Below are 25,375 nucleotides of genomic sequence, written 5' to 3' on the forward strand. Positions count from 1 at the left end.
GGCATGGGCCTGGTTCAGTGATTGGGCGGCGGTTGACGCATCAGCCGCTCGCGCTCGCGCCGCACCATGCGCTCCTGCAGGTCCGAGCCCTGGCCCCAGACGAACACGGCCAGCCCGTGCATCAGCAGCCCCAGGCCCCAGCCCAGGGCAGGCGCGACGGGCCAGAGGCGGCCTTGCCAGAGACCCAGCAGCGCCAGGCCGCCGATGACCAGCAGGTAGACGGTGGCGTGTGTGTACCAGCCCAGACGCGCCTTCACGCGTCGCCGGGCCAGACGCTCGAGTTCGGATGCCTGGGGAAAAGCGTTTGGGGTCATGGTGAACTTTCAGACAACAGCAGGGTGAAGGGGCTTGCGCGAGGTCAGGCGCCACAGGGCCAGTGCCCTCGCGGCAAACAGGCCGCTGAGGGCGCCGTAGACGGCGCAGACTGGCAGGGCAAAGGCGGCGTCCTGGCTGGCCTGGGGACGCAGCGCGAGCTCGATGCCCACGGCGTACTTGAGGCAGAAGATCGCTAGGATCAGCAGCAAGGGCAGCCAGCTGCCTGGCAGGTGCAGGCGGCGGGAGGCGGCGTCGTAGCCGCTGCCGCGTGCTAGGGCACGGTGACGCAAGGCCAGCAGCACCGCGGCAGCGCCGGCGGCCCAGGCGGCCAGCGTCGGGGCCAGCAGGCCGGTCCGGCCAAAGTCGCCCATCGCGCCCAGCAGGGAGAGCGACAGCATGGCAGCGGACAGCAGGCTCACCCGCCAGAGACTCGCCTGGCGGGCGCGGGCCTGACTCAGACCCAGCGCCACCAGGGCGGCCAGCAGGCCCCAGACCCAGACGGGGGTGTTCTGCGCGATGCGTGCCAGCGCCTGCGGCTGGGCGATGAGCAATTCAATCAAGGCCATGTTGTTTCCTTTTTGGGTGGTTGCATTCAGACCAGACCGAGCCACTGGCCCCAGACCAGCTGGCCGAGGAAGCGGGTGGGCAGCAGCGTGAACGCGCCGGCGATGACACAGGCGCCCACGTAGAGTTGCACCATGGCCTGGCGATGGCCCGCGATGTTGCCGCGCAGCAGGTGGCGGAACGCCACGAACAGGCCGCCGAGGGTGTAGGGCACAAAGAGGTGGATGGGCGTGTAGCCGGCGATGTTGGGCAGGTCGTGGTCGCGGATGAAGAGGGCCGAGAGGGCGGCGGCGAGCATCAGCGTGACCCAGGCATAGCCCACGGCGCGGTGCAGCCGGGGATGCTGCGTGTGGGCCACCCGCGCGGCATGGCCGCGTCGCGCCCACAGCGCCAGCGGACCGAGCGCCAGCGCGCCCAGGGCGGCGCTGAGGTGGATGGCGATGACGGGGGTGAGCTGCATGGTTTTCTCGCGTCGTGGGGTCTGGGCTCGACTGTGCCGGCCCGCCCTGGGCAGAGCCAGCCGTTTGCGACGACCCGTCCAGCCGGTGGCGCGAAACGCTGCCCTGGCGGCGTGAAATGCAGCCGGTGGGTGGCGGCGGAGGCGCTCGGCGCAACGCCCTCGGCCGGGCGGTTTCCTACAATGGGCGCAGATCGCCCGACCGCCGTGGTCGGGTGGCTGCCAGGGAGCACACCATGGGGGATATCCGTTCGCGCCGCCGCCTGCTGACCATGGCCGTCGCCAGCTCGATGCTGACGCTGGTCGGCTGTGCGCTGGTGCAGCCTGGCGCACGCACCATCGACATCTCCGAAGCCCGGCTGGTGGAGCTCATCAACGGCCAGTTTCCGTTCAACAACCGCTACCTGGAGCTGTTCGATGTGTCACTGGCCTCGCCGAGGGTGCGCCTGATCCCCGGGGAAAACCGCATCGGCACCGAGCTGGGCTACAAGCTGGGCTCGTTCCTGCTCGGTTCGCGCGAATACCAGGGCAAGCTCAACCTGAGCTACGGACTGCGCTTCGAGCCCAGCGACAACACGGTGCGACTGAGCCAGGTGCGGGTGGAGGACTTCGAGGTGCCGGGTGTGCCGCAGGCTTACACCTCGCGGGCGAACCGCCTCGGCGCTCTGCTGGCGGAGAACCTGCTCAAGGACTTCGTGATCCACAGCCTCAAGCCCGAAGACCTGGAGATCGCTCGCGGCTGGGGCTACCAGCCGGGTCTGCTCAACGTGGTGCCTGGCGGCTTGCGGCTGCAGCTGGATCCGGTGCAGCGCTGAGACTGGACACGTCAGACCAGCAGGTAACATCTGCTCCCATCACAGGCCGGCATCTGGCCTGTTCTTTTTTTTAGCCGCTGCACAGGCGGACGACACATGGATATCACCCTGCTGATCAAGGCCGCCGTCATGGGCGTGGTGGAGGGCTTGACCGAGTTTCTGCCCATTTCCTCCACCGGTCACCTGATCCTGACCGCCGCCCTGCTTGACATGCCGGGCGAAAAAATCAAGCTGTTTGAGGTGGTGATTCAGACCGGTGCCATCATGGCCATCGTCTCGCTGTATGCCGCCAAGCTTTGGCAAACACTGGTGAGCCTGCCCACCGAGCGCCAGGCGCAGCGCTTCACGCTCAATGTGCTGGTGGGGTTTTTCCCGGCGGCGCTGGCCGGTGTGCTGTTCATCGACTTCATCAAAGGTGTCTTGTTCAGCCCGCTGGTGGTGGCGTTGGGGTTCATCGTGGGCGGGGTGGTCATCTTGTGGGCTGAGCACCTGCAGGCCCGCGGCGTCCCTGCGCGTGTTGACGATGTGGACAGCGTGCGCTGGCAAGACGCGCTGAAGGTGGGCCTGATCCAGTGCACCGCGCTCGTTCCCGGAGTGAGCCGCTCGGGCGCCACGATCATTGGCGCCATGTTGCTGGGCTTCAACCGCAAGGCGGCTACGGAATTCAGTTTCTTTCTCGCCATCCCCATGCTGTTTGGCGCAGCGACCTACGACATCTACAAAAATCGCGATCTGCTGAGCGCCGCAGACATCCCGTTTTTTGCTGTAGGCCTGGTGATGTCGTACCTGTCGGCCTGGGTGTGCGTGAAGTGGTTGCTGCGCTTTGTGGGCAACCACACCTTCGTGCCCTTCGCCTGGTACCGCATCGCCTTCGGAGGCTTGATTCTGATCACCGCTTACACGGGTTGGGTGGACTGGACTGCTTGATCTTGTTAGGGTCAGGCGCATGAATGATTCCGCCATGGGCCCTTTGCTGTGGCGCCTGTCCACACTGCTGAGCGGCGTGGCGCTGCTGATCGTGGGCGTGGGCCTGCTGTTTTCGGTGCTTGGCCTGCGCGCTGGTCTGGCCGATTTTTCCAGCATCACGCTGGGTCTGGTGACCTCAGCCTATTTCGCCGGTTTTGTGCTGGGCACCTATTTGTGCCCGGTGATCATCGGGCGCGTGGGCCACATCCGCGCGTTTGCGGCCATGGCCTCGCTGGCGTCGACCATGCCCATCCTGCACGCGCTGTGGATCGACCCCTGGTTCTGGGGCCTGTTGCGACTGATCACCGGCGTCTGCATGGTCGGCCTCTACATCGTGATCGAAAGCTGGCTCAACGCGCTGGCGCCCAACGCCCTGCGTGGCCGGCTTTTTGCGGTGTACATGGCGGTCAACTTCGTGGCGCTGGCCGTGGGTCAGTGGCTGATTCTGGTGGGCGACCGGCTGGGCTTTGTGCCGTTTGCCATGGTGTCGGTGATGTTTTCGTTTGCGCTGCTGCCCATCACCATGACGCCGGTGGCCGAACCAGAGCCGGTGCAGGCACCGCGCCTGAGCCTGCGCGACCTGTACGACGCCTCCCCCATGGGCATGGCCGCCGCCATGGCCTCGGGTCTGATCACCGGTGCCTTCTACGGCATGGCGGCCCTGTTTGCTCAAGGGGTGGGCTTCACGGATGCGCAGGTCGCCAGCTTCGTGGCCGCAGCCATCCTGGGCGGCGCCTTTTTCCAGTGGCCGGTGGGCCACTATTCCGACAGCCACGACCGCCGCCTGGTGCTGTTGTGGGTCTGTGTCTTCGGGACCGCGGTGTGTGTGATGGGCTACATGCTGGCAACGGTCTCACCTGATTCGCTGATCCCTCTGGCGGTGCTGTTTGGTGGTCTGATCTTTGCCATTTATGGCCTGTGCGTGGCACACGTGAACGATGTGATCGATTCGACCCGGCTGGTGGAATTCAGCGGCGGCTTGCTGCTCATTCACGGCATCGGCGCCGCCATCGGACCGACGCTGGCCGGAGCGGTGATGGATGGCGTGGGATCGAACAGCCTGATGCTGTATTTCGCGGTGGTGATGGCTTCGCTGGCGGTCTACAGCGCCAAGCGGCTCAAGGCCGCCAAGCCGGTGCCGACCGAAGAAAAATCCAGTTTCGTGGTCATGGGTGCCGGCTCCCAGGCTGTGCTGCAGATGGACCCGCGCAGCCTGGCCGATGACGCCTCTGCGCCTTCGGATGCGCCACAGGCACCCTAAGCGCCGCGCTGAGCACCTGAGCTCAGTGGCCTGAGGGGGGTGTCGAGTTCGGCTCGTCCGGGATGGTGAAGCAGAAGGTCGCGCCCGCGTCTGGCGCGCTCTCGGCCTTCAAGGTGCCCCCATGCCGCAGCACGATGCGCCGCACCGTGGCCAGGCCAATGCCCAGACCGCTGAATTCGTGGGGCAGGTGCAGGCGATGAAATGGCTGGAACAGCTTGCTGGCGCGCGCCATGTCAAAGCCGGCGCCGTTGTCGCTGACGCAGTAGTGGGTCTGGCCATCGGCGACGCGGGCAAACACCCGGATGTGCGCATCCTTTCTCAGGGCGCTGTATTTCCAGGCGTTGTGCAGCAGGTTTTGCATCAATGCGTCCATCAGGGCGGGATCGGCCTGCACCAGCAAACCTGGCTCGATGTCCCACGTTACCGAGCGCCCGGGTTCTGCGCTCGACCACTCTTCGAGCATGTGGCGGGCCAGCGCACCCAGGTCCACCGGCTTTCGCTGCATTTCCCCGCGACCGTATTGCGCCAGCTCCAGCAAACCATCAATCAACTGGCCCATCTTGAGGCTGGCACCCCTGATGCGATCCAGATGCGCGCGGCTGGACGGCGTGAGCGCCTCGCTGTCCTCCTCCAGCGCCTGCGCAAAACCATTGATGATGCGCAGCGGGGAACGCAGGTCGTGTGCCACGGCGTAGGAATAGCTTTCCAGCTCGTCGTAGGCATCTTTGAGCTCGCGCGTTCGCTCCTGAATGCGGTATTCCAGAGAAGCGTTCAGGCGGCGGATTTCGAGCTCGGACCGTTTGCGTTCGGTGATGTCCTGGCTGACGCCGAAAGCCCGAATCGCCCGGCCCTCGGCGTCGCGCTCGAACTCGGCGCGCACGCTGAACCAGCGCTCCTGGCCGGTGATGCGGGTGCGGTAGGTGATGTTGTAGGGGCGTATGCCTCGCAACGCGTCCAGCCAGTCTGCGGTCATGCGCTCCCGATCAGCGGGGTGGGCCACGGCGAGCAGATCGTCGCCGCTGAACTCGGCTCGCGGCAGCCCGAGGCGATGGTGGGAGTTGCCCAGCGTGCGGAAGTGATTCTCTTTGACGTTGGCCTCAAAGCTGGCAAAGCCAGCCAGCGTCTGCGCCTGGCGCATGAGCCGTTCGCTGGTGCGCAAAGCAGTTTCTGCTTTCTTGAGCGCGCTCAGGTCTTGCACCACGGAGATGAAGTAGTCCGGCACGCCGCCGGGCCCGCGCACGAGTGCCACCGTGAGGTGGGCCCAGACCAGATGCCCGTCTTTGTGGATGTAGCGCTTTTCGAGTGAATAGCGGTCGATCTCGCCGGCGAGGGTCCTGGCCAGCAGGGCTTCGTCGGGGGCCACATCGTCTGCAACGGTGAAGTCCCGGAATCGCATGCGCAGCAGTTCGGCTTCGCTGTACCCGACGAGCTGGCAGAAAGTCTTGTTCACGCGCAGCATCTGGCCTTCAAGCGAGACGTGGGACATACCGGCTGCTGCGAACTCGAAGGTGTCGAGGAACCGCTGCTGACTGCTTGCAGCGAGTTTGCCGACCTGGCGCAGCCTGAGGTTTTGCCGCTGCATCCATCCGATGGCGCCCACCACCACCACTTGCCCAATCAGAAACCAGAGGTTGAGCCAGAAGGCTTCGACCGGGTCGTCAATGGCGAAGCTGAACAGGGGCGGAATCAGCAGGAAATTGACCAGCACCAGGCTGAGGACCGTGCTCAACAGCCCAGCTGGCACCCCGCCGTAAATGGCGGAAAACGCCACCGCCATCGAGAGCGTGACGTAGCGGCCACCCGATTCGGCAGGCGCCAGCTCCACCCGCAACCAGGCGGCGAGCAGCGTCAGCACCACGGCCACGACCAGCCGGCGCCACAGGCTTCGCTGTTCAGGCTGCCAGTCGAGCAGCCGAGACCACAGACTTTCGTCCGCGTGGCGCGCGCTGGGTTGGGTTGGGTTCATGGGTACTTTGTGACGTGGCCACCTTGCTGTTTATAACCACGTGTGACCAGGGTGGCGAGCACAACAGGACGGCCTTTCCCCCGCTTTTGCCGCATGAGCGAAACGGCTGCGGCAAAAGCAGCACTTAAGTCTTCAGTGCCTGCAATGTGTCCGCAATCACCGAAGCGGTCTGCGCCGGCCGTTCCATCGGAAACAGGTGGGTGCCCTCGACCATTTGCAGTCGCTGCGGGTGCCGGGTGCCCACCAACTTGTGCGTCATGTGCATGCCGACCTGCTGCATCTCCAGCGATGCCGTGCCGCCGATGAAGCCCACCGGGCATGGAAGTGGGTGGCGGCGCAACAGGCGGTCCAGGTTGTGGGGCAGGGTGTTGTAGATCGCGGTTTCCACGGCGCGCTCGAAGCTCAGCACGCGGCGTGGTCCGTGCGGGGTGTCGGCGTCGTGCGTGCCAAGCTCGATGTAGTCCTGCAGCACCTGCGGCTCCCAGCGGGCAAAGGCTGTCTTGCCCTGGAAATGGGCCAGTGCGCTGGCCGCGTCGACCCAGGTGTCGCGCCGGTAGCGGCTGATCTTGCCGGGCAGGATCGAGCCCACGAGCTGGGTGCGCTTGATCAGCTCCAGCGCACGCGCGCGCCAGCCGCCGATGACAGGCGCGTCGAGCAGCAGCACACCGCGCACCGCATGTCCGCCGAGCTGAGGGTGTCGGGCGGCGCACATCAGGCTCAGGAAGCCGCCCAGCGAATGACCCACCAACCAGGCGCCCTCGCCGTGCTGTTCGATCTCGGGCGCAGCGAAGTCGGCCAGCTGCTGCAAGAGATGCGGCCAGTTGCTGGTGACCGGGTAGCGGGGATCGTGTCCGAATTTTTCCAGCGCACGCACCGAGAAGCCGCGTGCGCGCAGCGAACGGAACATCACGTTGTAGGTGCTGGCGGGAAAGCTGTTGGCGTGAGAAAAGACGATGAGGGACATGGAGACCAGGAAACCAGGGTGTGCATCAGCACGGGCCAAAATGCGCTGCCATGTGATCAGAGAGGGGGCTCCCCATCGCCGACCCTGGGCCAGTCTGGCAGCGCGTCCCGATGGCTCAGATCAATTTTTCGCGCTCGTTGGTGATCTTGCGCAGCGGCTGCGCCCGTTCGCTGCCGGCCATCAGCGGCACTTCGGTTGGCGTGCCGTCCCAGGTCGGGTCTTCGATGCTGTCGAACACCTCGCGCAGCTTCTGGCCCCAGGTGTCGTGCAGCATGCGGAAGTAGGGGTTGTGCTCGTCGATGCAGGTGATTCTTTCGGTCTGCAGCCGGTCGGCTTCGTAGACCGCCAGGTCCAGGGGCAGACCGACCGAGAGGTTGGACTTGAGCGTGGAGTCCATCGATACGAGCACGCACTTGGCCGCCTCGTCCAGCGGCGTGTCGGGCGTGATCACGCGATCGAGCACCGGCTTGCCGTACTTGGATTCGCCGATCTGGAAGAACGGGGTGTCGGGCGTGGCCTCGATGAAATTGCCGGCCGAATAGACCTGAAACAGGCGCATGCCTTCGCACGCGATCTGGCCACCGAAGATCATCGACACGTTGAAATCCACCCCGGCGCGTTTGAGCGATTCGCCGTCGCGTTCGTAGACATGGCGCACCGCCGAGCCGAGCACGCGCACCGCGTCGAACATGCTGCGCGCGTTCCAGATCGTGATCGGATCGCCACCCTCGTGGTCAGGCAGCTTCTCGACCTGCAGGATCTCGCGCACCGATTGCGAAATGCTCAGGTTACCCGCCGAAAGCAGGCACATGAAGCGGTCGCCCGGGCGCTCGTAGACCAGCATCTTGCGAAAGGTGCTGATCTGGTCGAGCCCGGCATTGGTGCGGGAGTCAGAAAGAAAAACCAGGCCAGCTTTGAGCTTGGCGGCAACGCAGTAGGTCATTGGGTCTGAGCAAGTTTCTTGAGTTGGTAAAGCTGGTCCAGCGCTTCGCGCGGCGACAGGGCGTCGGGGTCGATTTGCTGCAAGGCCTGCTGCAGCGGGTGGGGTTCGGCGTCGTTGCTGACGGGAGGGGGGGCAAACAGGTCGACCTGGTGCCGGTGCTGTTCACCTTGCGATTCGAGGGCGGCGAGCGCAGCGCGGGCCTGCTGCACCACGGCACTGGGCACACCCGCCAGCCGCGCCACCTGGATGCCGTAGCTGCGACTGGCTGGGCCGGGCTCGATCTGGTGCAGGAAGACGATGCCGTGCTTGCCACCCGCTTCAACCGCGCTCACGTGCACATTGAGCGCGGCGTGGTGCCGGGCGGGGAACTCGGTGAGTTCGAAATAGTGGGTGGCGAACAGGGTGAAGCAGTGCACCTTGTCGTGCAGGTGGGCGGCGATGCCGCCGGCCAGCGCCAGGCCATCGAAGGTGGAGGTGCCTCGGCCAATCTCATCCATCAGCACCAGGCTTTGTGGCGTGGCTGCGTTCAGGATCTGAGCTGCTTCGGTCATTTCGACCATGAAGGTGGACTGCGCATTCGCCAGATCGTCGGCGGCGCCGATGCGGGTGTGGATGGCGTCGATCGGGCCCAGACGGCAGGCCTCGGCCGGCACGTAGCTGCCCATGCTGGCCAGCAGAACGATCACCGCGACCTGGCGCATGTAGGTGCTTTTGCCGCCCATGTTGGGTCCGGTGATGACCTGCATGCGCTGCTTTGCGCCCAGCACGGTGTCGTTGGCGATGAAACTGCCGCCACTGGTCTGGTTCAACCGCGCTTCCACCACGGGGTGGCGCCCGCCGCGGATCTCGATGCAGGGCTCGGCGGCAAACTGAGGTTCGGACCAGTTCAACGTCAGCGAGCGCTCGGCCAGCGCACACAGGGCGTCGAGTGCAGCGATGGCGCGGGCCACGCGGGTCAGTTCGGGAATGTGGGGCTGCAGCTGGTCGAGCAGGGATTCGTACAGCTGCTTCTCGCGCGACAGGGCGCGCTCCTGTGCCGACAGCGCCTTGTCTTCAAAGGCCTTGAGCTCGGGCGTGATGAAGCGCTCGGCGTTCTTGAGCGTCTGGCGGCGGCGGTAGTCGTCCGGCACCTTGTCCACCTGGCCCTGCGTGACCTCGATGTAAAAACCGTGCACCTTATTGAACTGCACGCGCAGGTTGGCAATCCCGGTGCGCTCGCGCTCTCGGCCTTCGAGTGCAATGAGAAAGTCGTCGCAGTTGTTCTGGATGGCGCGCAGCTCGTCGAGATCGGCGTCAAAACCGTCGGCGATCACGCCGCCATCGCGCACCAGGGCGGCCGGCTCGGGGCGCAGCGCGGCTTGCAGCAGTGCCGCGCAACCTTCCGGTGGCATCAGGTCGGCGCGCAGGCCGATGAGCAATTCCGGTGCTGCGCCTGCTGGCGATTTCGCCTGCAGCAGGTCGGCGAGTTGGTGCGCACGCATCAGCGTGAGTCCGAGTCCGACCAGCTCACGCGGACGCACCTGGCGCAGGGCGGTGCGTGCGGTGATGCGCTCCACGTCGCTGGCGCCCTTGAGTGAGCCGCGCAGCCGCTCGCCCAGGCCGTCGCGCAAGACCTGGATCGCCGCCAGTCGCGCACGCGCCTCGGTGCGGTCGCGCGAGGGCTCGAGCAACCAGCTGCGCAGCTGACGGCTGCCCATGCCGGTGGTGCAGGTGTCGATCAGCGACAGCAGCGTGGGCTGGGTTTCGCCGCGCAGCGTCTGGGTGAGCTCCAGGTTGCGGCGCGTGTTGGGCGGCAGGTTGATGAGTGCGTCGCTGCGCGCCACGCGCAGGCTGCGCACGTGGGTGAGCGCGCGCCCCTGGGTGTGCTCGGCGTATTCGAGCAGGGCGGCGGCTGCGGCGTGGGCATCCCCCAGGTCTTGTGCGTCCCAGGCCGACAGGCTGGCGGCTTGCAGCTGGGCCAGCAGCTTGCGCTCGCCCAGGGCGGCGTCAAACGCCCAGGCTGGTCGAATCACGGCCACCGTGCGGGCGCCGCCAGCAACGGGCTGCTCGGCCACCGCCAGCAGGGATTTTTCGAATGCCGGGCTGGCATCGGCGCTGTAGAGCAGTTCGCTCGGCGCCACACGGGCCACCCAGTCGGGCAGCTCGTCGCTGGCGCACTGGGCGAGGAACACGATCCCCTGAGTCACCGACAACCAGGCCAGCCCCAGACCGGTGCGCTGGCCTGGGTGCACCACCATCAGCACCGCTTCGCTTTTGTCCGACATCAGCTCGGTGTCGGTGAGGGTACCGGGGGTGACCACGCGCACCACTTTGCGCTCCACGGGTCCCTTGGCGGTGGCCACATCGCCCACCTGCTCGCAGATGGCGACCGACTCGCCGAGCTTGATGAGGCGCGCCAGGTAGGTGTCAACCGAATGAAAGGGCACGCCAGCCATCACGACCGGTGCGCCCCCCGACTGGCCGCGCTGAGTCAGTGTGATGTCCAGCAGGCGGGCGGCCTTTTCGGCGTCGGCAAAGAACAGCTCGTAGAAATCGCCCATGCGGTAGAACACCAGCGTATGCGGATATCCGGCTTTGATCGCCAGATACTGTTGCATCATCGGGGTGTGTTTTTCCAGCGGGGCGTTCAAAGCATGCTCAGGAAGCGATCAGAATGGCCGATAACTGTAGCAGTTCGTTTCAGCTGCTTGTCAGGGAGTCATCGACATCCGCATGGGTCGTCCTGGCCGATCTGTTCACCACTGCCTCATGGAATCTGACCCTGCCGGCCCGACCCACCCTTCGCCTTCCATGACAGCGGAGTCCTCTTCCTTTTTCGAAGGCCTATTCCTTCACGCGCCTATGGCGGCTGTACTCAGCCGGTTGGAGGATGGCGAAATACTCGCCGTCAACGACGCCTGGGTCCAGACCATGGATATCCCGCGTGAGCGGGCGGTGGGGCAAACCACCTATTCGCTGGGCATCTGGCGCACGCGCGAGCAGCGAAATGACGCGATACGCATTTCGTCATCACAGGGCGCGGCCGTGGAGCATGAGTTTGCGCTGCCCGGCCAGTCTGCGAAGACATTGCGCCTGCACACGAAAGTCCTGTCCCAATACACGCCGCCCCTGCTGCTGACCTACCTGACCGACATCACCCGCGAAGTGTTGGCCGAGCGTGAGCTCAGGGAGGCCTACCAATCGATGGAGCGGCGCCTTGAACTGCACGCGGCGACCGAGAAGCTGGCCCGTGTCGGGCATTGGACCAACGCTTCTCACGATGAGGTGGTGCATTGGTCTCCCGGCCTATACGACATCACGGGGTTGCCTGCGGGCAAGCCGCTGACACGCCCAGAGACGCGAAGCTACCTGCACCCGGATGATCAGGCGCGCTGGCTTGAGGCACGCGCCGCCTGCGACGAGCGGGAGATCGACTTCCGCTGGCTGCATCCCGATGGACAGCTGCGCTGGTTCAGAACCCGAATGGGCAGAACTGCGGTCCCAGGTAATCCGCAGACCGACTTCGGCGTGGTGCAGGACATCACCGCTGAGCGCTCGGGCAGCGATCGTCTGGCGGAGCAGCTCAGCCTGATCAAGGGGATCGCCGCGAGTCTTCCGGGCTTGATGTACCGCGGCAGCCTGTCGCCGAGCGGGCGAGGTGCCTTCACTTTTGTGAACGACCGCGCCTGGGATATGTTGGAGCTGGAGCCTTCTGAGTTGGAGAAGGATGGCCGCGCGCTGATCAAACGTGTGCATCCAGACGACCGCGAGGAGTTGCTGCGAACGCTGACCTTGGCCACGAGCTCTTTGTCGGTCTGGCGCAATACGCATCGAGTCTGTCTGTCGCAGGGTCGAGTGCGCTGGCACAGTGCAGAGGCGGTGCCGCAGGTCGGAGCCGACGGTGCGGTGGTGTGGCACGGATTTACCACGGACGTGACTGAGTCCCGGATGGCGTCGCAGCAGCTTGAGCGCCAGCACCGCATGCTGGATGCGGTTCGTCGGGCTCAGGCGGCGTTCATCGAAGCCCAGGATCAGCGGCAATCGTTCGAGCAGCTGCTGGACGCCTTCCTGTCCGTCACCGGCAGCGCCCGTGGTTTTGTGGGTGAGGTGCTGCGAGACGAGCATGACCGGTCTTTCGTCAAGATGCACGCGGTCAACGACCTGTCGTGGGACATTGATTCGGCGCGCACGTACGATGCGCAGAATCAGTGGGGCAGAGAGGTTGACAGCCTTGACGCCTTGTTTGGCCATGTGATGGCCTCCGGCGAGGTGGTGATCGCCAACCAGCCTGTCCTCGACGCCCGCTCAGGTGGGTTGCCGCCAGGCCGGCCGCCCATGGCCAGTTTCCTGGGCTTGCCCATCACCGCGGGTGACAAGATGATCGCCATCGTCGGCCTGTCCAACCAGAGTGGCGGTTACAGCGATGCCGATGTGGACTTCCTTCAGCCTCTGCTGGGGACGGTGCGACAGCTGGTGATGGCTCAGCGCGCTTCGCAGGAGCGGCGGCGCTCGCGCGAACAGCTGCAGCGTACCGGTGCCCTTCTGGCGGAGAAGTCCAGCGCCCTCCAGCTCACGCTAGACAGCATGGCCCAGGGCCTGGCACTGATGGACGCTGAAGGCCGCATCCGGGTCTACAACCGACGCTTTCTGGAGCTGCTCGATCTGCCCGAGTCGTTGATGTCCGGGCACCCCACCCACAACGAGGTGGTGGCGTTTCAGATGTCTCGGGGTGATTTGGGTGAGGATTTGCAGCTCCTCGACCCTTCTCTCAGGCCTTATCTCTACTACCAGCCCGAGCTCATGCCGCCCGAGGCGTACCTGCGCTCCACCCACCTGGGCACGATGATCGAGGTCACGACCCGCCTCCTGCCTGGGGGCGGTTGGGTGCGCACCTACACCGACATGACGCCGTACGTGCAGGCGCAGCAGGCACTGGATGCTGAGCGCCAGCGCCTTCAGTGGGTGCTGGAGGCCACACGGCCGGGCATCTGGGAATGCAATCTGGATACCGGCACGCTGTCCATCGATGCACGCTGGGCAGACATGGCGGGCTACACGCTGGAGGAACTCAGCCCGGTGTCGCTGGACACCTGGATCGGGCTGGTCCATCCCGATGACCTCGCCAGCGCCAAAGGGCAGCTGATGGCGCACTGGCGGGGAGAGACAGCGCATGTCGACCTGGACCTGCGGTTGCGCCATCGATCCGGCCACTGGGTCTGGGTGAACAAGCGGGGTCGGGTGCACCGGCGCGACGACGCAGGCAAGGCTTTGTTCATGTCGGGCACCCACCTGGATATCCACGAGCGGGTAGTGGCCCAGGAGCAGGTGCGCCAGCTCAACGCCAGCCTGGAGCTGCGCGTGGCCGAGCGCACCGCCGAGCTCGAGCGCTCCATGAAAGACATGGAGGCGATTTCATACTCGATTGCCCACGACCTGCGGGCTCCGCTGCGCTCAGTCAATGGATTTGCCGCCCTCATCGAAGAGGAAGGCGGCGATCAGCTCAGCCCGACGGTGCGCGACATGTACGCGCGCATCCACCGCTCTTCTCGCAACATGGGCCAGATGATCACCGATATGCTGGAGTTGCTGCGCGTGGTGCGGGTGGACCTGGATGCGATGCCAGTGGACATGGGTGTGCTGGCGCATGCGGTGGTGGACCAGCTGGCGCACGACCTGCCCGGAGCGCGGATCCAGGTGGGCGCGTTGCCGAGCGTGATGGGCGACGCCACCCTGCTGCGCCAGGTGTTGCTCAACCTGATGGACAACGCGCTGAAGTATTCGCGACACCGCAGCGAGCCAGTGATCACCCTTGAATTTGATCCAGGGCAACAGGCATTTTGTCTGCGTGACAACGGCATGGGCTTTGACATGGCGCGTGCGCAGAAGCTGTTTGGTCTGTTTCAGCGCCTGCACGCAGGCTCGGACGTGCCAGGTACGGGCGTGGGGTTGGCCATCGTGGCGCGCATCGTCGAGCGCCACGGGGGCCGCATCTGGGCCGAAGCCTCACCCGATGCGGGCGCCGTCTTCTGGTGGACATTGCCGACCGCCTGAGCGGCCCTGGCTCAGAAGGGCGGGGGTGCCACTTCGGTGGGGGTGAAATCGTCACCGCCCGCGGCTTCGGAGCCATCACCGGCAGGCTGTGCCGGCAAGCTCTGGCGCAGTTTGGCCTTTTCGCCTGCCGAGGCGAACTTGCTGTACTTGCCGACCACGCTGACCAGCTGACCGTAGATCTTCGGATTGGCGGCCAGGCATTCCTTTTGTTCGAGGAAGTTGGATTCGCCAGTGAAGTTGCCCACCAGACCGCCCGCTTCGGTCACCAGCAAGGCGCCAGCAGCCACGTCCCAGGGTGAGAGGCCCATCTCGAAGAAGCCATCGGTGAAGCCCGCAGCCACATAGGCCAGGTCGAGCGCGGCCGAGCCGGGGCGGCGCAGGCCAGCACAGCGCGGCATCACGTCGCCCATCATCTGCAAGTAGGTCTGGAAGGCGTCGCCGGGGCGAAACGGAAAGCCGGTCGAGAGCAGGCTCTCGCGCAGGCCAATGCGTTTGGCGACGCGGATGCGCCGGTCGTTCATGTAGGCGCCGCGGCCACGGGTGGCGCAGAAAAGGTCGTTGCGGGAAGGGTCGTAGATCACCGCCTGCTCCAGCCGGTTGCCCACCAGGAGCGCGATGCTCACGCAGTAGACCGGGAAGCCATGAATGAAGTTGGTGGTGCCGTCCAGCGGGTCGATGATCCAGACATGGTCGGCGCCGCCATGGCGCCCGGGTGTCTTGCCCGACTCCTCGGCCCAGATCGCGTGATCGGGGTAGGCGGTGAGCAGGGTGTCGATGATCGCGGCCTCGGATGCGTGATCGACCTCGGTCACGAAATCGTTGGTCTGCTTGACCGACACCCGCACAGACTCCACGTCCAGCGCGGCGCGGTTGATGATGGTGCCGGCGGTACGAGCGGCCTTGATGGCCACGTTGAGCATGGGGTGGAGGGTGGACGACATGAATTGTGACCTTGACGCGGCGTTTGAGCGCCGAGCGACAGTGGATGAGCGGAGGCGGGCTGCCATCGACGATGGGGGCAGCGACAATCGACGATTTTAACGGCTGAGTCGTTTGTCCTGATCGACCTCGCCCGCGAACCGCCCAATTCATCACACCATGCTCACCCGTTTCGTCCTCATCCAGACCAGCCACGCCGGCAATGTGGGCGGTGCCGCGCGCGCCATGAAGGTCATGGGGTTCGACGACCTGGTGCTGGTGGCGCCGCGCTGGCCCAACGTGCTGCGGCGCGAGGAAACCATCCAGCGCGCCAGCGGCGCGCTGGATGTGCTCGAGCGCGCCCGCATCGTCGACACGCTGGACGAGGCGCTGCATGGCGTGAGCCACCTTTGCGCCACGGCCATGACACCGCGTGATTTCGGCCCGCCCACGCGCGCGCCGCGCCCCCACTTCGATGGCCTGGTCGGACCGTCTGCCAATAAGGCCGAGGCGCCGACGGGCGTGGCCTTCCTGTTTGGCTCGGAGCGTTTTGGCATGCGCAACGAGGATGTATACCGCTGTCACGCCTGCCTGAGCATCCCGACCGATCCGCACTTCGGTTCACTCAATCTCGCCGCGGCGGTGCAGCTGATCGCGTACGACTGGCGCCAGGCCTTGGGGGGATTCGGGGCTGCCCAGTTGGATGCGCCGCGGGCAGCGGCCGACGCGCAGTCGGTCGCGGGGATGCTGGCGCACCTGGAGCAGGCGCTGGTGGCCATCGATTTTCTCGACCCAGACGCACCCAAGAAGCTCATGCCACGGCTCAACCAGCTGTTCAACCGCGCCGAGCCCAGCGACGAAGAGATTCACATCCTGCGCGGCATCGCCAAGGCCATGCTGCAAGCAGCGCAACGGGCGAAACGCTAGACTTCAATCCATGTTTGCCCGTCTCCGATCCGACATCCAGTGCGTGCTCGAACGCGATCCCGCCGCCCGCAGCGTCTGGGAGGTGGTTACCTGCTACCCCGGCCTGCATGCGGTCTGGCTGCACCGCCCGGCGCACTGGTGCTGGAATCACGGGCTCAAATGGCCCGGCCGTTTCATTTCCCATGTGGCGCGCTGGCTTACCGGCATTGAGATCCATCCGGGTGCCAAGGTGGGCGAACGGGTGTTTTTTGATCACGCCATGGGTGTGGTGGTGGGCGAGACCGCCGAGATCGGTGACGGTTGCACCATCTACCAGGGTGTGACGCTGGGTGGAACGTCGCTGTACAAAGGCACCAAGCGCCACCCCACGCTGGGTCGTGACGTGGTGGTGAGCGCCGGCGCCAAGGTGCTGGGCGGATTTGAAGTGGGCGACGGGGCCAAGATCGGCAGCAACGCTGTGGTCATCAAACCGGTACCAGCCGGCGCGACCGCGGTCGGCATTCCCGCCCGCATCATCCCGAGCAAAACCGGCGAAAGCGCCGATGTGACGGAGCACAGACCGAAGTTCGAGGCCTACGGCATCACGCAGGATGACGACCCTTTGTCACAGGCCATGCGCGGCCTGATCGACACCACTGCGAGCCAGGAACATCAGATCGCTTTGCTGTGGTGCGCCATCGAAAAACTGGCTACCGCGCAGACCGGTGACTGCGTGCCCGAGGACGCTGCGCGCAAAGAGTGCTTCGAGGCGGACAAGCTGAATCAGCTGGTCGGCAAGTAGTTTCCCCCCGCGCCGGCTTCGCCGTCACCCCCTGAGGGGGAGGCACTGGCGCCCCGGCAAAGCCGGAGGCGCGGTGCCCCTGGTCAGTTCCCCCTCACGCCCAAGGTACCAATCTTCGGGATCCCGCGACGCCGGCGCGGGGCAAGCTTCAGTGATGATGCCCATGCGCGCCGTGCGCGTGGCCGTGGGCGATTTCTTCGGCTGATGCGGGCTGCACATCGAGCACCTTGACCGCGAAGCGCAGGGTTTGGCCGGCCAGCGGGTGGTTGCCGTCGAGGTGCACCGTGTCGCCCTTGATCTTCATCACCGTGAAGACCTGTTCCTGGCCTTGTTCGTTGGTACCTTGCATCTGGCCACCGACCTTCACACCGGGCGGGAAGTCGCGCTTGGGTATCGTGGTCACCAGCGTCTCGTCGCGCGGCCCGAACGCGTCTTCTGGCGGAAGCACCAGCGTACCCGCGAACCCTTTTTCCTGGCCTTCCAGCGCCTTCTCGATACCAAGCAAGGTGTTGCCGTAACCGCCGTGCAGGTAGGAGCGGGGCTCTTTGCCCTCATCGAGCAGCTTGCCCTGCGCATCGCTGGCGCGGAAAGTGAGGGTGACGACGGTGTCTTTGGTGATTTTCATCAGGGGCTTTCAAAGAATCAGCGGGCAGGGCGAACGGCCGACTTGGGGCGGAAGGCTTTGCAGACCTCGTCGCGGGTTTCCAGATACGGCCCACCGATCAGGTCAATGCAATAAGGCACCGCGGCGAAGATGCCGTTGATGCGGGTGGAGCCGTCGGCGTGTTTCAGGCCTTCGAGTGTCTCGGCAATCGCCTTCGGCTGACCGGGCAGGTTGATGATCAGACTCTGAGCGCGGATGACCGCAACCTGCCGGGACAGGATGGCGGTCGGCACGAAGGCAAGGCTGATCTGGCGCATCTGTTCGCCAAAGCCTGGCATGGTCTTGTGGGCGACGGCCAGCGTGGCCTCGGGTGTCACATCGCGCAGGGCCGGGCCTGTTCCGCCGGTGGTGAGCACCAGCGAGCAGCCGGCGTCGACCAGCTCGATCAGGGTGGCACTGATGCGATCCTGCTCGTCGGGGATCAGACGGGGCTCGAAGGTGACGGGGTTGAGCAGTGCGCGTGTGAGCCAGTCTTTCAGAGCGGGCAAACCTTTGTCTTCGTAGACACCGGTGCTGGCCCGGTCGCTGATGGAGACGATGCCGATGCGCACCGGCTCGTGTGCGGTGGGGGAGGTCATAAGCGGATCACTCGGAGTCGGTGGCTGGGGTGGCGGCATCGGGGTCGTCGCGGCCCAGGGCCTCGCGAACGATCTGGAAAATCTCGCGAAAGGCCTTGCCGTGCCGCAAGGCTTCGCCTGGACGCTCTTTGACATCCTGCGCGTCCTTGCGCGCCTGACGGATCAGGGCGCGAAGGTGCTGCACATCGGCTTGCGCGTCCAACGCCAGCCAGCGGGTGAGCGCGTCATCGTCGGCAATCAGCTGGTCGCGCCACTGCTCGGCCTGGTGCAGCGCCAGCGTCGCCTGGGCCGAGGGGCGGCGCTGCTCGTCCAGCGCTGCCTCGATAGCAGCCACGCTGTCGTCAGTGAGCTTGCGCATCAGCTTGCCGATGAACTGCATCTGCCGGCGGCGACCCTCGAAGTTGCTGATGCGCTTGGCTTCGTTCACCGCGTCGAGCAGTTTTTCGGGCAGATGCTCGGTTTCAACGAGCCTCGCAGTGGCGCCTGCGCCCAGCGTGAGCAGGCTCTCGCCCAGGGTTTGCAGGCGGTCGCTTGCTTTCTTGAGGTCGGTCTTGCTCTGGTCGACCGAGCCCTTGAGCTCGCGCTTGAGTTCAAGGTCGAGTTCGCTGCCTTCGGCAACAAACTGTCCTCGGACGTAATAGCCTTTGGTGGGTTTGCGGGACATGAGACGGTGGTTGGGGAGGCGGGGCAGGACGCCGGCCCGGCCTGCACAGGGGCTTAGTCGCCTGGGCAGGAGACACGGGGTGGTCGGCCAGTATCATAGCCCTCGACATGAAAAAACCTGCTCCCACCTTGGCGCCCGCCGCTCCCGCTCCCTCCCGCTCCGCCACCGATCCCGGCAAACCCTTGCCGGGATTTCAGTACGAGCGTCGACAGTTCGAGGACCTGGTCGACATGGCCCTGGACCACGCGCTCAAGCTCGGCGCATCCGATGCGGCCGCTGAGGTGTCCGAAGGCTCGGGGTTGAGCGTCTCGGTGCGCAAGGGTGAGCTGGAGAACGTGGAGCGCAACCGCGACAAGTCGCTCGGCGTCACCGTGTACCTGGGCAAGAAGCGCGGCAATGCGTCCACTTCCGATTTTTCCCCCGCTGCGGTGTGCCAGACGGTGCAAGCGGCCTACGACATCGCGCGCTTCACCGCCGAAGATCCGGCGGCTGGCCTGCCGGATGCGGCTGACGTGGCCGACAGCTACCCCGATCTGGATCTGTTCCACCCGTGGGCGCTGAGCTCTGAGGCCGCGCTGGAGCTTGCGCTCGCCTGCGAAGCCGCCGCGTTCGCTGTAAGCAAGAAGATCGCCAACAGCGAAGGCGCTGGCGTCTCAGCCCAACAATCGCACTTTTTCTCTGCGCACATGCGCGGCGGCGAGCGAGGCCAGCCCGGTATCTTCCGCGGCGGTTACGCGAGTTCGCGCCACAGTCTGTCGGTGGCGCCGATCGCGGGCAAGGGCGCCCACATGCAGCGCGACTACTGGTACAGCTCGCAGCGCGCGCCAGAAGACCTGGCCGGCCCGGAGGCCATCGGCCGCTACGCGGCGCAGCGCGCGCTGTCGCGACTGGGCTCGCGCAAGATCGCCACCACCGAATGCCCGGTGCTGTTTGAATCGCCACTGGCCGCTGGCCTGCTGGGGGCCTATGTGCAGGCCACCAGCGGCGGCGCGCTGTACCGCAAGACCACCTTTCTGGCCGAAAGTCTGGGCAAGGCGGTGATGGCCAAGCACCTGGACATCGAGGAGGATGCGCACCTCCTGGGTGGCAAGGGCAGCGCACCTTTTGACGACGAAGGCGTGCGCACCACCCGCCGCAAGGTCCTGAGCGCCGGCAAGGTACAAGGCTACTTCCTCTCCACCTACTCGGCGCGAAAACTGGGCATGCGCACCACCGGCAATGCCGGCGGCTCGCACAACCTCATCCTCAGCAGCCGGCTGACCCAGCCGGGTGACGATCTGAGCGCGATGCTCAGAAAGCTGGGGCGTGGCCTGTTCGTCACCGAGCTTATGGGGCAAGGCGTCAACTACGTCACTGGCGACTATTCCCGGGGCGCCTCAGGCTACTGGGTGGAAAACGGCGAAATCGCCTACCCAGTCCAGGAAATCACCATCGCCGGCAACATGAAAGACATGTTCAAGGGCATCGAGGCGGTGGGGGCCGACGCCTACAGCTACGGCGCCAAGACCGTGGGCTCTATCCTGATCAACCGCATGAAGGTCGCTGGCTCTTAGCCCACCCCCGCGCCGCGCCTGCGGCGCGTCACCCCCTCAAGGGGGCGATGCGAGTGGCCCGGCAAAGCCGGTTCCACCGCATCCTGGGTTGAAGACACGCGGCGCTGGCGCTGGAGTGGGAGTTGTTCCAGGGCACCGCGGAACCGGCTTTGCCGGGCCGACAGTGCCGTTCCCTGGAGGGGGTGACGGCGAAGCCGGCGCGGGGGGAGCCGATTCGACGCCGGGCCGCCCCAAGCCGAATCAGCCCCCCGGGGGGCAGCGACCCGCGCAGAGGCGGAGTGTGGGGGCCCTACTTCTTCCGCTGCACAAACAGGTTGCGGCGCGCGTCTTCCGGGTAGGCGAATGTCACCCGACCGGCCTTGACCTTGCCCATCACCAGCATGTTCTGTGTCACGGCGTCTTTGTCGTCGATGCTGAACGGCTTTTCGTAGGTGGCGACGATGCCGTAGTACACACGGGGAATGTTCTCCAGCGCCGCCTTCACCGCCGGGCCGCTGAACTGGCCGTTGCGGATCGAGAACAGGGCGTAGGTCAGCAGGTAGGCGGTGTCGTAGGCCTGCGCGGCGGCCATGGGCACGCCCATGGGTTCCTTGTACTTGCGGGCGTAGGCGCTGAGGAAGGCCGCCCGGCGTTCGTTGCTCGGCTCGGCGATGAAGGTTTGCGCCATCAGCGCGTCGTCTGCTGCCTGCTTCGCGCCATTGATGAAAAACGGAAACGACAGGGGCCAGGCGCCCACCTGCGGCACGTCCCACTGCAGCGTGCGGCGGCCCAGCGCGATCGTCGCGTTTTCCGGCCCCACGGTGTAGCTGAACACCACGTTGGCGCCTGCCTGGCGCGCGGCCTTGAGCTCCTCGGTCAAGTCCTTCACCCCCAGGCCGAAGCGCGCGACGTGCACCGCTTTCAGACCTTTGGCGGCCAGTGCCTTCTCGACGTCCTTGAGGCCGGCTTCGCCGTAGCCGGTCGAGTCGGCAAAGATGGCCACCCTGGTCCAGCCGCGCTTGACCAGATCATCGACCACAAACGGTGCCTGGATCGCGTCGCGCGCCGAGGTGCGGAAGATGTAGCTCTCGGGCGCCGGGTACTTGCTGGTGATGGGGGAGCCGGTCGAGCAGGGCACGATCAGCGGCGACTTGGCATCCTGGAACACCTCAATGGACTTGAGCGCCACACCCGTGTTGCAGAATCCGATGGTGGCGATCACGCCTTCGCCCATCAGCTCTTTGGATCGCGCCAGGCCCACGTCTGGCTTGCCTTCATCGTCCCTGATCACCAGCTCCAGCGGGCGACCGAGGTAGCCACCTACCGCATTGATCTCTTCCACCGCGAGCTGCACGCCGCGCAACATGGGAGTACCAAAGTCGGACGAGGGGCCGGTGAAGGGCCCGATCATGCCGATGCGCACGGGCTGCACAGCTGGCTTGGCCTGAGCCAGGGCCTGGGCAGTGGGCAGGAGCGCGGCCAAGGCCAGCGTCAACACAGCAGATGTCAGTCGGATCATGGAGGGTCCTTTGGGGGGCATATGGAGGCAGAGCAGGTCGCTGCACGCATCCTTTGAGTGTCGCCCGGTTTGGAACAGGCTCCCACGGAGCGCCGCGTGAAGCCCGACACGCGGCGGCTGTTTCTCTACGAACGGCGCGATGGCGGACGATCCGCTGGTGGCTCAGCGGCTGAGGGCGGCCTTCACCGCCGCCGACACCTGGCCCATGTCGGCTTTGCCCGCCAATTGCGCCTTGGCCGCGCCCATGACCTTGCCCATGTCGCCAGGGCCGTTCGCGCCCAGCTGGATGACGATGGCCTGCACCGCCTCAGCCACCGCCTCAGCCGAGAGGCGTTCGGGCAGATAGGTTTGCAGCACCGCCAGCTCGGCCTGCTCCTGGTCCACCAGGTCCTGGCGACCGGCTTGTTCAAAGGCGGCAATGGAGTCCTTGCGCTGCTTGACGAGTTTGTCCAGCACCGCGACCACACCGGCGTCATCCAGTTCGACGCGTTCGTCCACCTCCCGTTGCTTCACCGCCGCTTGCAGCAGGCGCAGCGTGTCGCGCGTCTGGTGGTCTTTGGCCAGCATGGCGGCCTTCACGGCCTGGGCGACGTGTTCCTTGATCGGCATAGGGAATCCTTGGAATGGGCGGGTTGGGAAAAACAAAAAGCCCGCCTGAGCGTGCGCCAGCGGGCTTTTTTGGCGTGTTGCCAGCAGGAGCTGGCAACAGGGCTCAGTACATCTTCTTGGGCAGCTGCATGGAGCGCACGCGCTTGTAGTGGCGCTTGACCGCTGCGGCCTTCTTGCGCTTGCGCTCTGCGGTCGGCTTTTCATAGAACTCGCGGGCGCGCAGATCGGTCAGCAGGCCCAGCTTTTCGATGGTGCGCTTGAAGCGGCGCAGGGCGACATCAAAGGGTTCGTTGTCTTTTACACGGATGGTCGTCATGAACGAATGGTTTCCAATTGGTGCGGAAAGAGGATGGCCGGGAAGATCAGGCCCGGGCGTCATTTCTGCAATTGTCCCGTCATTAACTAGTATTGGCCGACGGGGATTTGCCAGCAAAGCTCTGGATTATAGCCTGATCACCCCAGAACGCCAGTCCGATTCGGGCCTCAGGTGGCCAGGACGGGCAGGGCCATGCCACAGGCATGCGCGCTGGCCCAGGCCCACTGGAAGTTGTAGCCACCCAGCCAGCCGGTCACGTCAACCACCTCACCAATGAAATAGAGGCCTGGTTGGCTGGACTCCAGCGTCTGGGACGAGAGATCGCGCGTGTCGATACCGCCCAGCGTCACCTCGGCCTTGCGGTAGCCCTCGCTGCCGCTGGGGGTGAGCTCCCATCGGGCCAGCCGGTCGGCCAGGCGGCTCAGGGCCTTGTCGCTGGCTTCGCTGATCGGGCGTTGCCAGTCGGGGTCCTGCTGCGCCCAGGCATCGGCCAGGCGGCTGGGCACCAGGGTTGCCAGCTCGTTGGCGATCAGCTTGCGCGAGCGGATTTTGGCTTGCGCCAGCGCCTCAGGCAGGTTGACCTCGGGCGCGAGATTGAGGCGGATCGGGCTGCCGGGTTGCCAGTAGCTCGAGATCTGAAGCACCGCTGGGCCAGACAGGCCGCGGTGGGTGAACAGCAGGTCTTCCATGAACTGGACTCGCTGCTTCTGGGCGCCGGTCTCAATCTGGACGGGCAAAGACAGGCCGGCCAGTTCCGCATAACGCAGCCAGGCAGCGCCGTCAAAGGTCAGGGGCACCAGCCCGGGTCGTGGTTCGACCAGCCGCAGGCCAAACTGCTTCGCCAGCCGGTAGCCGAAGTCGGTGGCACCGATTTTGGGGATGGACAGGCCGCCAGTGGCCACGACCACGCTGCGACTGGTCACTGTGCCGCGGTCGGTGTCCAGCTCGTATGAGCCCTCACCCGTGACACGAACTGCCGTCACGCCGCAGGGCTGCCAGCGCTGCACGCCACCCGCGGTGCATTCGGCCAGCAACATCTGGATCAGGTCCTCGGCCGAGCGGTCGCAGAACAGCTGACCCTTGTGTTTTTCGTGGAAAGCGATGCCGTGGCTCTGGACCAGCGAGATGAAATCTTGCGGCGTGTAACGGGACAGTGCGGAGCGACAGAAGTTCGGGTTGTCGCTGATGAAGTGCTTGTGTGGCGAGCGCGGATCGATGTCGCGGTTGGTGAAGTTGGCGCGTCCGCCGCCCGAAATCCGAATCTTTTCTGCCACCTTCTCGCTGTGGTCCAGCACCAGAACCCGCAGGCCACGCTGGCCTGCAACGCCAGCACAGAACAGGCCGGCAGCGCCGGCGCCGATCACGACGGCGTCAAAAGCCTGCACCAGGTCAGCCCTTCCAGACAAAAGGAAACTTCACCTGCTTCCAGAATCCGTTGGGCACATAGTCACCCAGCACGCCATAGTTTTCGGGCCAGAGCCGCGTGCTCTTGACGGCGGTGCCGAACAGGTGATCGAGAAACGCGTAGTGGGCCGCATAGTTTTTGTCCAGCGCGTCCTGGTCCTGGCTGTGGTGCCAGTGGTGGAAGTTGGGTGTGACGATGATGTGGCGCAGCGGACCCAGGCGCACGCTCACGTTGGCATGGTTGAAAACGGCCTGGAATCCCACGACGATGATGTAGGCGTCGATCACTTCCTTCGAAAAGCCGAGCGTGAAGATGGGGGCGAGCACCAGGGTGCGCGTGATCAGCGTTTCCAGAATGTGCTGACGCGAGCCGGCCATCCAGTCCATGTGCTTGGCGCTGTGGTGCACCGCGTGCAGGCGCCACAGCAGCGGCACCTCGTGGTAGGCGCGATGGGTCCAGTACTGCACCAGGTCTGCCACCAGGATGATGAGGGGCAGGCCGGCCCAGAACGGCAACGCGCCGAACCAGCCCCGGATGCCGTCGCTGGCAGCCCAGCCGAACAGCTTGTGCACCAGCAGGTTGGTGGCCAGCAGCATGAAGCCGATCACCATGTGGTTGACGATGAAATGGTGAAAATCGGTCTGCCACTCGGCGCGAAACACCGGCTGGTCCTTGCGCAGGGCGAACAGTTTTTCGATGAAAATAAAGATCAGCGCGGAGCCCAGCAGGTCGAGGATGAACCAGTCCAGGCCGATGTAGGGCGTGCCGTCGGCGAAGTCGCCTACCGGAACCTTGTGCCCGCCCAGCAGCGCACTCAGCGCCACCAGCGCAAAGGCGAAGGACGCCAGCCAGCGCGCCCGGTTGAAGAGGATGTTCACCAGACTCAGGCCGCCGGCCAGCACCAGGGCGACAAACATCACCGTACGGATGACCTCTACGTCGTAGCTGCGGCGCAGCTCGGGGGTGGTGAGGTATTGCGGAAAGTGAAAAGCCAGCACGCCGAGCAGGCACAGAATGCCCAGGCACAGGGCGATCACGCCAGAGATGAGGCCGCGGCCAGGTACAAGCGCGCCATGGCTGTCGCTGAGCTGGTTGAGTTTTTCAAGCACTGTCGTCCTCCGCGAACGGCCTCTTTCGGACCGCATGTGTTGTGGTGCGCGCAGTGTAGCGGGCGCACGCTA

Annotated in this window: 23 protein-coding genes; 7 read left to right on the top strand and 16 right to left on the bottom strand. The window is 65.3% G+C overall.

Going from position 1 to position 25,375, the window contains the following annotated elements; all coding sequences use genetic code 11:
* Positions 1–14: 14 nt before the first annotated feature.
* The 3 genes from QUV25_RS11605 to QUV25_RS11615 are packed head-to-tail and all read right to left on the bottom strand — an operon-like array spanning position 15 to position 1,339.
* Complete coding sequence (locus QUV25_RS11605) at positions 15–314, bottom strand: 2TM domain-containing protein (RefSeq protein ID WP_300864001.1); 300 nt, start codon at positions 312–314, stop codon at positions 15–17.
* 9 nt (positions 315–323) lie between these two features.
* Complete coding sequence (locus QUV25_RS11610) at positions 324–881, bottom strand: DUF6622 family protein (protein WP_300864002.1); 558 nt, start codon at positions 879–881, stop codon at positions 324–326.
* A gap of 26 nt (positions 882–907) precedes the next feature.
* The gene (locus QUV25_RS11615; RefSeq protein ID WP_300864003.1) at positions 908–1,339 is read right to left on the bottom strand and encodes a DUF2306 domain-containing protein; all 432 of its coding nucleotides are present in this window, start codon (positions 1,337–1,339) and stop codon (positions 908–910) included.
* A gap of 233 nt (positions 1,340–1,572) precedes the next feature.
* Here QUV25_RS11615 and QUV25_RS11620 point away from each other — a divergent pair, with 233 nt between their 5' ends.
* The 3 genes from QUV25_RS11620 to QUV25_RS11630 all read left to right on the top strand — a co-directional run bounded on the left by QUV25_RS11620 (position 1,573) and on the right by QUV25_RS11630 (position 4,378).
* On the top strand, positions 1,573–2,151 hold the full coding sequence (locus QUV25_RS11620) for a hypothetical protein (protein WP_300864005.1): 579 nt from the start codon (positions 1,573–1,575) through the stop codon (positions 2,149–2,151).
* 96 nt (positions 2,152–2,247) lie between these two features.
* Positions 2,248–3,078: an undecaprenyl-diphosphate phosphatase gene (locus QUV25_RS11625; protein WP_300864008.1), complete on the top strand. Its 831-nt coding sequence runs from the start codon at positions 2,248–2,250 to the stop codon at positions 3,076–3,078.
* 19 nt (positions 3,079–3,097) lie between these two features.
* Complete coding sequence (locus tag QUV25_RS11630; protein WP_300864010.1) at positions 3,098–4,378, top strand: MFS transporter; 1,281 nt, start codon at positions 3,098–3,100, stop codon at positions 4,376–4,378.
* 22 nt (positions 4,379–4,400) lie between these two features.
* Here the strand turns inward: QUV25_RS11630 and QUV25_RS11635 are convergent, their stop codons facing one another.
* From QUV25_RS11635 to mutS, 4 genes are all read right to left on the bottom strand, one after another.
* The gene (locus QUV25_RS11635) at positions 4,401–6,344 is read right to left on the bottom strand and encodes a PAS domain S-box protein (protein WP_300864011.1); all 1,944 of its coding nucleotides are present in this window, start codon (positions 6,342–6,344) and stop codon (positions 4,401–4,403) included.
* Between the two features lie 124 nt (positions 6,345–6,468).
* On the bottom strand, positions 6,469–7,308 hold the full coding sequence (locus QUV25_RS11640; RefSeq protein WP_300864014.1) for an alpha/beta hydrolase: 840 nt from the start codon (positions 7,306–7,308) through the stop codon (positions 6,469–6,471).
* Between the two features lie 115 nt (positions 7,309–7,423).
* Positions 7,424–8,251 (bottom strand): proteasome-type protease, encoded by an 828-nt coding sequence (locus QUV25_RS11645; RefSeq protein ID WP_300864015.1) that lies wholly within the window; start codon positions 8,249–8,251, stop codon positions 7,424–7,426.
* Positions 8,248–10,851, bottom strand: a complete 2,604-nt coding sequence (gene mutS, locus QUV25_RS11650) for a DNA mismatch repair protein MutS (RefSeq protein ID WP_300864017.1) — start codon at positions 10,849–10,851, stop codon at positions 8,248–8,250. Before mutS ends, QUV25_RS11645 begins: the two co-directional genes overlap by 4 nt.
* A 241-nt stretch (positions 10,852–11,092) precedes the next feature.
* Between mutS and QUV25_RS11655 the strand changes: the two genes are divergently transcribed.
* Positions 11,093–14,281: a PAS domain-containing protein gene (locus QUV25_RS11655; protein WP_300864020.1), complete on the top strand. Its 3,189-nt coding sequence runs from the start codon at positions 11,093–11,095 to the stop codon at positions 14,279–14,281.
* 11 nt (positions 14,282–14,292) lie between these two features.
* On the opposite strand, the gene QUV25_RS11660 is transcribed toward QUV25_RS11655, so the two are convergent.
* Entirely contained in the window at positions 14,293–15,222 is a 930-nt protein-coding gene (locus QUV25_RS11660; RefSeq protein ID WP_300864022.1) for an inositol monophosphatase family protein, read from the bottom strand.
* 157 nt (positions 15,223–15,379) lie between these two features.
* Here QUV25_RS11660 and QUV25_RS11665 point away from each other — a divergent pair, with 157 nt between their 5' ends.
* Together QUV25_RS11665 and cysE are read left to right on the top strand one after the other, a co-directional pair.
* Positions 15,380–16,126 carry an RNA methyltransferase gene (locus tag QUV25_RS11665; protein ID WP_300864024.1) on the top strand — a complete coding sequence of 249 codons (747 nt, stop codon included), beginning with the start codon at positions 15,380–15,382 and terminating at the stop codon, positions 16,124–16,126.
* A 10-nt stretch (positions 16,127–16,136) separates the two neighbouring features.
* Positions 16,137–16,907: a serine O-acetyltransferase gene (cysE, locus tag QUV25_RS11670; RefSeq protein WP_300864026.1), complete on the top strand. Its 771-nt coding sequence runs from the start codon at positions 16,137–16,139 to the stop codon at positions 16,905–16,907.
* Between the two features lie 148 nt (positions 16,908–17,055).
* On the opposite strand, the gene QUV25_RS11675 is transcribed toward cysE, so the two are convergent.
* The 3 genes from QUV25_RS11675 to yjgA are packed head-to-tail and all read right to left on the bottom strand — an operon-like array spanning position 17,056 to position 18,813.
* Positions 17,056–17,532: a peptidylprolyl isomerase gene (locus QUV25_RS11675; RefSeq protein ID WP_300864027.1), complete on the bottom strand. Its 477-nt coding sequence runs from the start codon at positions 17,530–17,532 to the stop codon at positions 17,056–17,058.
* A gap of 17 nt (positions 17,533–17,549) precedes the next feature.
* Positions 17,550–18,149 carry a molybdopterin adenylyltransferase gene (gene mog / locus QUV25_RS11680; protein ID WP_300864029.1) on the bottom strand — a complete coding sequence of 200 codons (600 nt, stop codon included), beginning with the start codon at positions 18,147–18,149 and terminating at the stop codon, positions 17,550–17,552.
* Positions 18,150–18,156: 7 nt separating this feature from the next.
* The gene (gene yjgA, locus QUV25_RS11685) at positions 18,157–18,813 is read right to left on the bottom strand and encodes a ribosome biogenesis factor YjgA (RefSeq protein WP_300864031.1); all 657 of its coding nucleotides are present in this window, start codon (positions 18,811–18,813) and stop codon (positions 18,157–18,159) included.
* Between the two features lie 107 nt (positions 18,814–18,920).
* On the opposite strand from yjgA, the gene pmbA reads away from it, so the two are divergent.
* Positions 18,921–20,366 (top strand): metalloprotease PmbA, encoded by a 1,446-nt coding sequence (pmbA, locus tag QUV25_RS11690; RefSeq protein WP_300864032.1) that lies wholly within the window; start codon positions 18,921–18,923, stop codon positions 20,364–20,366.
* A 289-nt stretch (positions 20,367–20,655) separates the two neighbouring features.
* Here pmbA and QUV25_RS11695 read toward each other — a convergent pair whose 3' ends face one another.
* The 5 genes from QUV25_RS11695 to QUV25_RS11715 form a co-directional block, all read right to left on the bottom strand.
* Entirely contained in the window at positions 20,656–21,864 is a 1,209-nt protein-coding gene (locus QUV25_RS11695) for an ABC transporter substrate-binding protein (RefSeq protein WP_300864035.1), read from the bottom strand.
* A gap of 162 nt (positions 21,865–22,026) precedes the next feature.
* Positions 22,027–22,473, bottom strand: coding sequence for a GatB/YqeY domain-containing protein (locus QUV25_RS11700; protein ID WP_300864037.1), 447 nt, complete (start codon positions 22,471–22,473; stop codon positions 22,027–22,029).
* Between the two features lie 103 nt (positions 22,474–22,576).
* Positions 22,577–22,789, bottom strand: coding sequence for a 30S ribosomal protein S21 (rpsU, locus tag QUV25_RS11705; protein ID WP_300864039.1), 213 nt, complete (start codon positions 22,787–22,789; stop codon positions 22,577–22,579).
* Between the two features lie 167 nt (positions 22,790–22,956).
* Positions 22,957–24,195 (bottom strand): NAD(P)/FAD-dependent oxidoreductase, encoded by a 1,239-nt coding sequence (locus tag QUV25_RS11710; protein WP_300864041.1) that lies wholly within the window; start codon positions 24,193–24,195, stop codon positions 22,957–22,959.
* A complete protein-coding gene (locus QUV25_RS11715) occupies positions 24,179–25,303 on the bottom strand; it encodes a sterol desaturase family protein (RefSeq protein WP_300864043.1) in 1,125 nt (374 codons plus the stop codon). The genes QUV25_RS11710 and QUV25_RS11715 overlap by 17 nt, the downstream gene beginning before the upstream one ends.
* Between the last annotated feature and the right edge of the window lie 72 nt (positions 25,304–25,375).

Source organism: Hydrogenophaga sp. (genome assembly GCF_030373245.1).
Lineage (GTDB): Bacteria > Pseudomonadota > Gammaproteobacteria > Burkholderiales > Burkholderiaceae_C > Hydrogenophaga.

Coding starts and splice junctions, on each gene's coding strand:
- QUV25_RS11605 (WP_300864001.1), bottom strand. CDS start 314: ATGACCCCAAACGCTTTTCCCCAGGCATCCGAACTCGAGCGTCTGGCC.
- QUV25_RS11610 (WP_300864002.1), bottom strand. CDS start 881: ATGGCCTTGATTGAATTGCTCATCGCCCAGCCGCAGGCGCTGGCACGC.
- QUV25_RS11615 (WP_300864003.1), bottom strand. CDS start 1,339: ATGCAGCTCACCCCCGTCATCGCCATCCACCTCAGCGCCGCCCTGGGC.
- QUV25_RS11620 (WP_300864005.1), top strand. CDS start 1,573: ATGGGGGATATCCGTTCGCGCCGCCGCCTGCTGACCATGGCCGTCGCC.
- QUV25_RS11625 (WP_300864008.1), top strand. CDS start 2,248: ATGGATATCACCCTGCTGATCAAGGCCGCCGTCATGGGCGTGGTGGAG.
- QUV25_RS11630 (WP_300864010.1), top strand. CDS start 3,098: ATGAATGATTCCGCCATGGGCCCTTTGCTGTGGCGCCTGTCCACACTG.
- QUV25_RS11635 (WP_300864011.1), bottom strand. CDS start 6,344: ATGAACCCAACCCAACCCAGCGCGCGCCACGCGGACGAAAGTCTGTGG.
- QUV25_RS11640 (WP_300864014.1), bottom strand. CDS start 7,308: ATGTCCCTCATCGTCTTTTCTCACGCCAACAGCTTTCCCGCCAGCACC.
- QUV25_RS11645 (WP_300864015.1), bottom strand. CDS start 8,251: ATGACCTACTGCGTTGCCGCCAAGCTCAAAGCTGGCCTGGTTTTTCTT.
- mutS (WP_300864017.1), bottom strand. CDS start 10,851: ATGATGCAACAGTATCTGGCGATCAAAGCCGGATATCCGCATACGCTG.
- QUV25_RS11655 (WP_300864020.1), top strand. CDS start 11,093: ATGGCGGCTGTACTCAGCCGGTTGGAGGATGGCGAAATACTCGCCGTC.
- QUV25_RS11660 (WP_300864022.1), bottom strand. CDS start 15,222: ATGTCGTCCACCCTCCACCCCATGCTCAACGTGGCCATCAAGGCCGCT.
- QUV25_RS11665 (WP_300864024.1), top strand. CDS start 15,380: ATGCTCACCCGTTTCGTCCTCATCCAGACCAGCCACGCCGGCAATGTG.
- cysE (WP_300864026.1), top strand. CDS start 16,137: ATGTTTGCCCGTCTCCGATCCGACATCCAGTGCGTGCTCGAACGCGAT.
- QUV25_RS11675 (WP_300864027.1), bottom strand. CDS start 17,532: ATGAAAATCACCAAAGACACCGTCGTCACCCTCACTTTCCGCGCCAGC.
- mog (WP_300864029.1), bottom strand. CDS start 18,149: ATGACCTCCCCCACCGCACACGAGCCGGTGCGCATCGGCATCGTCTCC.
- yjgA (WP_300864031.1), bottom strand. CDS start 18,813: ATGTCCCGCAAACCCACCAAAGGCTATTACGTCCGAGGACAGTTTGTT.
- pmbA (WP_300864032.1), top strand. CDS start 18,921: ATGAAAAAACCTGCTCCCACCTTGGCGCCCGCCGCTCCCGCTCCCTCC.
- QUV25_RS11695 (WP_300864035.1), bottom strand. CDS start 21,864: ATGATCCGACTGACATCTGCTGTGTTGACGCTGGCCTTGGCCGCGCTC.
- QUV25_RS11700 (WP_300864037.1), bottom strand. CDS start 22,473: ATGCCGATCAAGGAACACGTCGCCCAGGCCGTGAAGGCCGCCATGCTG.
- rpsU (WP_300864039.1), bottom strand. CDS start 22,789: ATGACGACCATCCGTGTAAAAGACAACGAACCCTTTGATGTCGCCCTG.